A 7,187-nucleotide genomic window follows, 5' to 3' on the forward strand; every position below is an offset into this window, starting at 1 on the left:
ATTCAGGTCGTCGTGACCTGAAGCGAAAATGGGCGTGAGGTAGTTGATGTTCGAGGCTCTGAACGAGCGGCTTTCAGGCGTATTCGACCGGATCACCGGTCGCGGCGCCCTGTCCGAAAAGGATGTGCAGGAGGCGATGCGCGAAGTGCGCGTGGCCCTGCTCGAGGCCGACGTCGCCCTGCCCGTCGTCAAGGACTTCATCGCCTTCGCCACCGAGCGCGCGACGGGCGAAGAGGTCATCCGTTCGGTCAAGCCGGCCGATCAGGTCATCAAGATCGTCTATGACGGTCTGGTCGAAATGCTGGGCGGCGAAGAGCCGGTTCCGCTGAATCTGAACGCCACCCCGCCCGCCGTCTTCCTGATGGCCGGCCTGCAGGGCTCCGGCAAGACGACGACGTCCGCCAAGCTGGCGCTGCGTCTGACCAAGTTCGACCGCAAGAAGGTCATGATGGCCTCGCTGGACACGCGTCGTCCGGCGGCCATGGAGCAGCTCGAAACCCTCGGCAGGCAGATCGAGGTCGCGACGCTTCCGATCGTGAAGGGCGAGAGCGCCGTCCAGATCACCAGGCGGGCGATGACGTCCGCCAAGCTGCAGGGCTTCGACGTCCTGATCCTCGACACCGCCGGCCGCATTACGCTGGATGAGGCCCTGATGGCCGAGGTGGCGGAAGTCGCCTCTATCGCCAGGCCGGTCGAGACCCTGCTGGTCGCCGACAGCCTGACCGGTCAGGACGCGGTTCGCACCGCCAAGGCCTTCCACGAGCGCCTGCCGCTGACGGGCCTGATCCTGACCCGCGCCGACGGCGACGGCCGCGGCGGCGCCATGCTGTCGATGCGCGCCGTCACCGGCCTGCCGATCAAGTATCTGGGCGCCGGCGAAAAGGTCGACCAGCTGGACGCCTTCGACGCCCGTCGCGTCGCCGGTCGCATTCTGGGTCAGGGCGACATTGTCGCCCTGGTCGAGAAGGCGAGCCAGGAGCTTGACGCGTCCAAGGCCGAGGCCATGGCCCGCAAGCTGGCCAAGGGACAGTTCGACCTGAACGATCTCGCCGCCCAGCTCCAGCAGATGAAGAAGATGGGCGGTCTTCAGGGCATCATGGGCATGCTGCCCGGTGTCGCGAAGATGAAAGCACAGATGGCCGACGCCAACATCGACGACCGCATGATCGCCCGCCAGGAAGCGATCATCTCCTCGATGACCAAGGCCGAGCGCAAGAAGCCGGACCTGCTGAACGCCAGCCGCAAGAAGCGCGTGGCCGCCGGCGCCGGTGTCGAGGTTCAGGACATCAACCGCCTGCTCAAGCAGCACCGGCAGATGGCCGACATGGTCAAGTCGCTGTCGCGCGGCGGACCGAAGAAGATGCAGCAGATGGCCGCCATGCTCGGCGGCCTCGGCGGTGGCGGCGGACCGGACATGGCCCGCCTCAAGGCGATGGGCGGGGGCAAGATGCCCGAGCCGAGCGCCGACGAATTGAAAGCCCTTCAGGACCGCATGGCGGGCCTGGGCGGCGGACAACTTCCGGGGGGCCTTCCGGGCCTGCCGGGCTTCCCTCCCAAGAAATAGAACGATCCCTGAAAGAGACCTGAAATGCTGAAGATCCGTCTGGCCCGTGGTGGCGCCAAGAAGCGCCCGTACTACTACATCGTCGTTGCTGACTCGCACGCTCCGCGCGACGGCAAGTTCATCGAGCGCGTTGGCTCGTACAACCCGATGCTGCCGCGCGACGGCGAGCAGAAGCGCGTTGTGCTGAAGGCCGACCGTATCGCTGAATGGCTGTCGAAGGGCGCGCAGCCGACCGACCGTGTCGCTCGCTTCCTGTCGCAGGACGAAGCGTTGGCCGGCAAGGTGAAGTGGACCCAGTCCAACAACCCGAACAAGGCCCAGCCGGGCAAGAAGGCGCAAGAGCGCGCCGCCGAACGCGCCCAGCGCGAAGCTGACCGCGCCGAAGCCGAAGCCGCCGCCAAGGTGGAAGCCGCTGAAGCCGCCCAGCGCGCCAAGGAAGAAGCCGCTGCCGCCGCTGCTGCTGCGGCCGCCGCTCCGGCCGTTGAAGAAGCTCCGGCTGAAGCCGCTGCTGAAGAAGCCCCGGCTGCTGAAGTCGCCGCCGAGGAAGCCCCGGCCGCCGAGTCGACCGAAGAAGCCTGATTTCTTCCGGTTCGCCGGATTTGATCTGAGGAAGGGCGGCGTCCGACGGGCGCCGCCCTTCTTCTTTTTAGAAGGCGCCCGCCGCGCTTCGCGCTAGTTGAGGCCGGGAAGTCGGGAACGGCGGCAGCGAGGTGACAATGACGCAGGACAAGCTCATTCAGGTTGGACAGATCGCCGGCGGCTTCGGCGTGCGCGGCGAGGTGCGGGTGACCGCCTGGACCGCCGACCCGATGGCCCTGCTGGCCTATCGCGACCTGCTGCGGGCGGACGGGTCGGTGGGGCTGACCCTGACCTCGGCGCGGCCGGACAAGAACGGCGTGGTCGGGCGGGCGAAGGAGATCGCCACCAAGGAGCAGGCCGACGCGATGCGCGGGCTCAAACTGTTCATCCCGCGCGACCGGTTGCCGGAGCCGGACGAGGACGAGTTCTATCTGACCGATCTGGTCGGGGTCGAAGGGCGGGAGCCGGACGGGACCGTGCTGGGCACGGTGAAGTCGGTCCAGAATTTCGGCGCCTCCGACATGCTGGAGATCGCTCCGGCCGCCGGTGGCCCGACCTGGTATCTGCCGTTCACCAGGGACGCCGTGCCCGAGCTGCATCTGGCCGACGGCTGGCTGCTGGTGGTGCGGCCCAACGAGGTCGGCGAGCGCGAGCCCGACTGAGCGTCGGCCTAGCTGTTGTCCTCGGTCGGGGCGTCAGGCCCGTTCTTCTTGATCGAGTCGATGGCGTTCTGGGCCGAGGCCTTGGAGCTGTAGCCCTCGGTCGAGAAGAGCGTTTCCGAGTTGTACTTGAAGCGGACCCGGAACTCTCCGGCCTTGTCCTTGTAGATCTCGAACTTGTGGGCCATGGCGGCTCTCCCTTTGAGATGGGCTCAGGCTGGGCCGGAACAGCGGCGGGCGTCAACCGCCGGTTTGTCGGCAAGCGGACACAGGCTCGTGAGGTCAGCGCCTCCAGCGCAGGGCCGCGAGGGCCAGGAAGCCGGCCAGCAGGCCCCAGAAGGCCGAGCCGATGCCGAACAGGGCGGCCCCCGAGGCGGTCGCCGCGAAGGCGATGACGGCGGCCTCCCGATGGTCCGGTTCGGCCATGGCGCCCTGCAGGGCCCCGGTCAGGGGACCGATGAGGGCGAGTCCGGTCAGCACCGCGAGGGCGGCCGGAGGCATGGCGATGAAAAGTCCCGCCAGAGGGGCGGCGAACAGGGCCACGACCAGATAGAGTCCGCCGTAGATCACGCCGACGATCCAGCGACGCCGCGGGTCCGGATGGGCGTCCGGCCCGGTGCAGATGGCCGCGACGATGGCGGCCAGATTGACCCCGTAGGCGCCGAAGGGGGCGAGGACCAGGGTGGCGAGGCCGGTCGAGAGCAGCAGCGGTCCCGGCGGCGGCTCATAGCCCGCGGCCTTGAGCACCACGAGGCCGGGCAGGTTCTGGGAGACGAGGGTGACGAGGAACAGCGGCAGGGCGAGGCTGACCGCGACCTTGAGGTCGAAGGCGGGCGCGACCGGCGACAGCTGGCCGAACAGGCCGGTTCCGGGCGGCAGGGCGACCTGGCCGCGCAGGGCCAGCACGGCGAAGGCGCCGATGAGGACGGCGGGAAGGGCCCAGGTCGGGGCCAGCCGCCGCATCAGCAGGAAGACCGCGAACAGGCCCGCCGCCAGCGCCAGATCGGTCGGGAAGACGAGAAACAGCTTGAGACAGAAGGGCAGCAGAACGCCCGCCAGCATGGCCGAGGCGATGCCGCCGGGGATCCGGGCCGCCAGCCGCCCGAGGGCGGGGACGAGGCCGGTGACGACCATCAGGCCGCCGGCGATGACGAAGGCGCCGACGGCGGTGGGCCAGCCGACGCCGAGAGTCGATGCCGCCAGCAGGGCCGCGCCGGGGGTGGACCAGGCCAGGATGACCGGGACCTTCATCCGCCAGCTGAGCAGCAGGCCGGGCAGGCCGATGCCGAGGCAGAGCGCCGTCACCATCGACACGATCTGGTCCGGGGAGGCGCCCAGCACATGGCCCGCCTGCACCACCAGCGCGACGGTGCCGCCGAAGCCGATCACGGTTCCGACGGCGGCCGCCGAGATGGCGGAGACGGGCAGGCGAGGGGCGCTCATCCCCGCTGACCGGGCTTAGCCCTCGATGTCGTCCGGCAGGCCGACGGCGTGGAAACCGGCGTCGACGTGGACGACTTCACCGGTGGTGGAGCGGCCGAGGTCCGAGCAGAGCCACAGGGCGGCGCCGGCGACGCCTTCCATCGAGGTCTCTTCCTTGATCAGGGAGAACTGGGCCGACTTCGAGTGCAGGCCGCGGCCGCCCGAGATGCCGGCCAGCGACAGGGTGCGCATGGCGCCGGCCGAGATGGCGTTGACGCGGATGTTCTTCGGACCGAGGTCGCGGGCGATGTAGCGGGTCGCGGCTTCCAGAGCGGCCTTGGCGACGCCCATGGTGTTGTAGTTCGGGATGACCCGTTCCGACCCGAGGTAGGTCAGGGTGATCATGGAGCCGCCGTTCGGCATCAGGCGGGCCGAGCGCCTGGCGACGTCGACGAAGCTGAAGGCCGAGATGTTCATGGCCAGCAGGAAGCTGTCGCGGGTGGTGTTGTCGACGAAGGAGCCCTTCAGCTCGTCCTTGTTGGCGAAGGCCACCGAATGCACGACGAAGTCGATCGTGCCGAACTCTTTTTCCAGTTCCTCGAACGCCTTGTCCATCGAGGCGTCGTCGGTGACGTCGGCCTGGATCAGCAGCTTGGCGCCGACGCTTTCGGCCAGCGGACGCACGCGACGCTCCAGGCTCTCGCCGAGGTAGGTGAAGGCCAGTTCGGCGCCCTGGGCGGCCAGCTGGGAGGCGATGCCCCAGGCGATGGAGCTGGAGTTCGCCACGCCCATGATCAGGCCCTTCTTGCCCTTCATGAGGTCGCCGGTGGGCATGTCCCAGGTGGATTCAGCGGCCATCTTGGCTCTCCTAAAGTGGCCTATCGCTCGCGACGCGGTCGCTCGCTGCTTGAGGCCGGTCGTGGTGGTGTCGTCTAGATCTTGCTGAGGATCAGCGTGCCGTTCGTTCCGCCGAAGCCGAACGAGTTGGACATGACGTGCTTCAGCGGGCCGTCGTGGCGCTTGCGCAGGATCGGCATGCCCTCGAACTCGGGATCGAGGTTCTCGATGTGGGCGCTTTCGGCGGCGAAGTCGTTGTCCATCATCAGCAGGCAGTAGATGGCCTCCTGGGCGCCCGCGGCGCCGAGCGAGTGCCCCGTCAGCGACTTGGTCGAGGAGATCATCGGCAAGTCGTCGCCGAAGACGTTGCGGACCGCGCCCATTTCCTTGCTGTCGCCGACGGGCGTCGAGGTGCCGTGCGGGTTCAGGTAGTCGATCTTCGGATTGCCGGCCATTTCCAGCGCGATCTTCATGCAGCGCTCGGCGCCCTCGCCCGAGGGCGCGACCATGTCGTAGCCGTCGGAGTTGGCGCCGTAGCCGGTGACTTCGGCATAGATCTTCGCGCCGCGCGCCACGGCGCGTTCGTACTCTTCCAGCACGACGATGCCGGCGCCGCCCGCGATGACGAAGCCGTCGCGATCCTTGTCATAGGCGCGGCTGGCCTTCGACGGATTGTCGTTGAAGTTCGAGGACATGGCGCCCATGGCGTCGAACATGTTCGACATGGACCAGTCGATGTCCTCGACGCCGCCGGCGAAGACCACGTCCTGCTTGCCCCAGGCGATCTGTTCAGCGCCCGCGCCGATGCAGTGGGCCGAGGTCGCGCAGGCCGAGCTGATCGAATAGTTGATGCCCTTGAGCTCGAACCAGGTCGCCAGAACGGCCGACGGGCCCGAGGCCATGGCCTTCGGCACGGCGAACGGCCCGATGCGCTTGGGCGCGCCCTTTTCCAGGGTGGTCTGGGCGGCTTGCAGGATAACCTGGGTCGAGGGGCCGCCTTCACCGACGATCAGGCCGATGCGGGGATCCTTGATCTCTTCCGGGGTCAGGCCGGAATCCTTCAGGGCTTCTTCAAAGGCGATGTGGCCCCAGGCGGTGCCGTTGGCCAGGAAGCGGGCGGCGCGACGGTCCACCAGCGGCGCCCAGTCCTCGGCGGTGTGGCCCAGGGCCGGCGGCGCCCAGACCTGCGAGCGGAAACCGTGCGTGGCGTGGTCAGCGGCGTGCTGGACGCCCGACTTCGCATCGCGCAGCGACGCGGTGACCTCGGCGGCTCCGGTGCCGATGGAGGAGACAATGCCCAGCCCGGTGACGACAACACGCCGCATGGTGGAATCCTTCCGTAACTCATCAGTCGCCGCGTTATCCGCGGTCCGGGGGAATATAGGGGACTTACTCGCCCGACGCTTCCGCGCCGCCGAACAGGCCGACGCGCATGTCCGTGGCGGTATAGATAGGAACGCCGTCGGCCTCCATCACCCCGTCGGCGATACCCATGACCAGACGGCGGTTGATGACCCGCTTCAGATTGATCTTGTAGGTCACCTTCTTCACGTCGGGCTGGACCTGGCCGGTGAACTTCACCTCGCCGACGCCGAGGGCGCGGCCGCGGCCGGGACCGCCGATCCAGCCGAGATAGAAGCCGACCAGCTGCCACATGGCGTCCAGGCCCAGGCAGCCGGGCATGACCGGGTCGCCGATGAAATGGCACTGGAAGAACCAGAGGTCCGGATGGATATCCAGCTCGGCCTCGACATAGCCCTTGCCGTGCTCGCCGCCGTCCGCGTTGATCTGCGTGATCCGGTCGAACATCAGCATCGGCGGGGCCGGGAGCTGGGCGTTGCCGGGACCGAACAGTTCGCCACGGCCCGAGGCCAGCAGGGCCTCATAATCGAACGACGACGGATATTTCAGCTCGGACAAAGACGTTCTCGTGGTGATGGGCGCAGCCTGCGCCCGGATGTTGCCGTCGGGTTACACGAGCCCGCATCAGGGCTCAACTTTTTAACGGAGACGGAGGGTTTGCGGGGGCGTGGGGTTTCGGGTGTGGGGTGTGGGGTGCGGCACTCCTGCGCTCCCTCCCCGTCCCGGGGAGGGATGTCGGCGCGCAGCGACGACAGGGTGGGGGC

8 protein-coding genes are annotated in these 7,187 nt (G+C 68.1%); 3 read left to right on the forward strand and 5 right to left on the reverse strand.

Going from position 1 to position 7,187, the window contains the following annotated elements; all coding sequences use genetic code 11:
* Positions 1 to 46: 46 nt before the first annotated feature.
* From ffh to rimM, 3 genes are all read left to right on the forward strand, one after another.
* Positions 47 to 1,564 carry a signal recognition particle protein gene (gene ffh, locus ACODRV_RS06210; protein ID WP_141625472.1) on the forward strand — a complete coding sequence of 506 codons (1,518 nt, stop codon included), beginning with the start codon at positions 47 to 49 and terminating at the stop codon, positions 1,562 to 1,564.
* Positions 1,565 to 1,588: 24 nt separating this feature from the next.
* Entirely contained in the window at positions 1,589 to 2,143 is a 555-nt protein-coding gene (gene rpsP / locus ACODRV_RS06215; RefSeq protein WP_141625473.1) for a 30S ribosomal protein S16, read from the forward strand.
* 137 nt (positions 2,144 to 2,280) lie between these two features.
* Positions 2,281 to 2,805 carry a ribosome maturation factor RimM gene (rimM, locus tag ACODRV_RS06220; RefSeq protein ID WP_141625474.1) on the forward strand — a complete coding sequence of 175 codons (525 nt, stop codon included), beginning with the start codon at positions 2,281 to 2,283 and terminating at the stop codon, positions 2,803 to 2,805.
* A gap of 8 nt (positions 2,806 to 2,813) precedes the next feature.
* On the opposite strand, the gene ACODRV_RS06225 is transcribed toward rimM, so the two are convergent.
* The 5 genes from ACODRV_RS06225 to fabA all read right to left on the reverse strand — a co-directional run bounded on the left by ACODRV_RS06225 (position 2,814) and on the right by fabA (position 6,972).
* Positions 2,814 to 2,990 (reverse strand): YegP family protein, encoded by a 177-nt coding sequence (locus ACODRV_RS06225; RefSeq protein WP_141625475.1) that lies wholly within the window; start codon positions 2,988 to 2,990, stop codon positions 2,814 to 2,816.
* Positions 2,991 to 3,084: 94 nt separating this feature from the next.
* Positions 3,085 to 4,245, reverse strand: coding sequence for a benzoate/H(+) symporter BenE family transporter (locus ACODRV_RS06230; RefSeq protein WP_141625476.1), 1,161 nt, complete (start codon positions 4,243 to 4,245; stop codon positions 3,085 to 3,087).
* A gap of 15 nt (positions 4,246 to 4,260) precedes the next feature.
* Positions 4,261 to 5,058 carry an enoyl-ACP reductase FabI gene (locus ACODRV_RS06235; protein ID WP_205750896.1) on the reverse strand — a complete coding sequence of 266 codons (798 nt, stop codon included), beginning with the start codon at positions 5,056 to 5,058 and terminating at the stop codon, positions 4,261 to 4,263.
* A gap of 98 nt (positions 5,059 to 5,156) precedes the next feature.
* Positions 5,157 to 6,386 carry a beta-ketoacyl-ACP synthase I gene (gene fabB / locus ACODRV_RS06240; RefSeq protein ID WP_488907749.1) on the reverse strand — a complete coding sequence of 410 codons (1,230 nt, stop codon included), beginning with the start codon at positions 6,384 to 6,386 and terminating at the stop codon, positions 5,157 to 5,159.
* A 64-nt stretch (positions 6,387 to 6,450) separates the two neighbouring features.
* Positions 6,451 to 6,972, reverse strand: a complete 522-nt coding sequence (gene fabA, locus ACODRV_RS06245; RefSeq protein ID WP_488907758.1) for a 3-hydroxyacyl-[acyl-carrier-protein] dehydratase FabA — start codon at positions 6,970 to 6,972, stop codon at positions 6,451 to 6,453.
* Between the last annotated feature and the right edge of the window lie 215 nt (positions 6,973 to 7,187).

It is taken from the genome of Brevundimonas sp. FG8 (assembly GCF_057808845.1).

Excerpts from the sequence above, each read along its gene's own strand:
- ffh (WP_141625472.1), top strand. The coding sequence starts at position 47 with ATGTTCGAGGCTCTGAACGAGCGGCTTTCAGGCGTATTCGACCGGATC.
- rpsP (WP_141625473.1), top strand. The coding sequence starts at position 1,589 with ATGCTGAAGATCCGTCTGGCCCGTGGTGGCGCCAAGAAGCGCCCGTAC.
- rimM (WP_141625474.1), top strand. The coding sequence starts at position 2,281 with ATGACGCAGGACAAGCTCATTCAGGTTGGACAGATCGCCGGCGGCTTC.
- ACODRV_RS06225 (WP_141625475.1), bottom strand. The coding sequence starts at position 2,990 with ATGGCCCACAAGTTCGAGATCTACAAGGACAAGGCCGGAGAGTTCCGG.
- ACODRV_RS06230 (WP_141625476.1), bottom strand. The coding sequence starts at position 4,245 with ATGAGCGCCCCTCGCCTGCCCGTCTCCGCCATCTCGGCGGCCGCCGTC.
- ACODRV_RS06235 (WP_205750896.1), bottom strand. The coding sequence starts at position 5,058 with ATGCCCACCGGCGACCTCATGAAGGGCAAGAAGGGCCTGATCATGGGC.
- fabB (WP_488907749.1), bottom strand. The coding sequence starts at position 6,386 with ATGCGGCGTGTTGTCGTCACCGGGCTGGGCATTGTCTCCTCCATCGGC.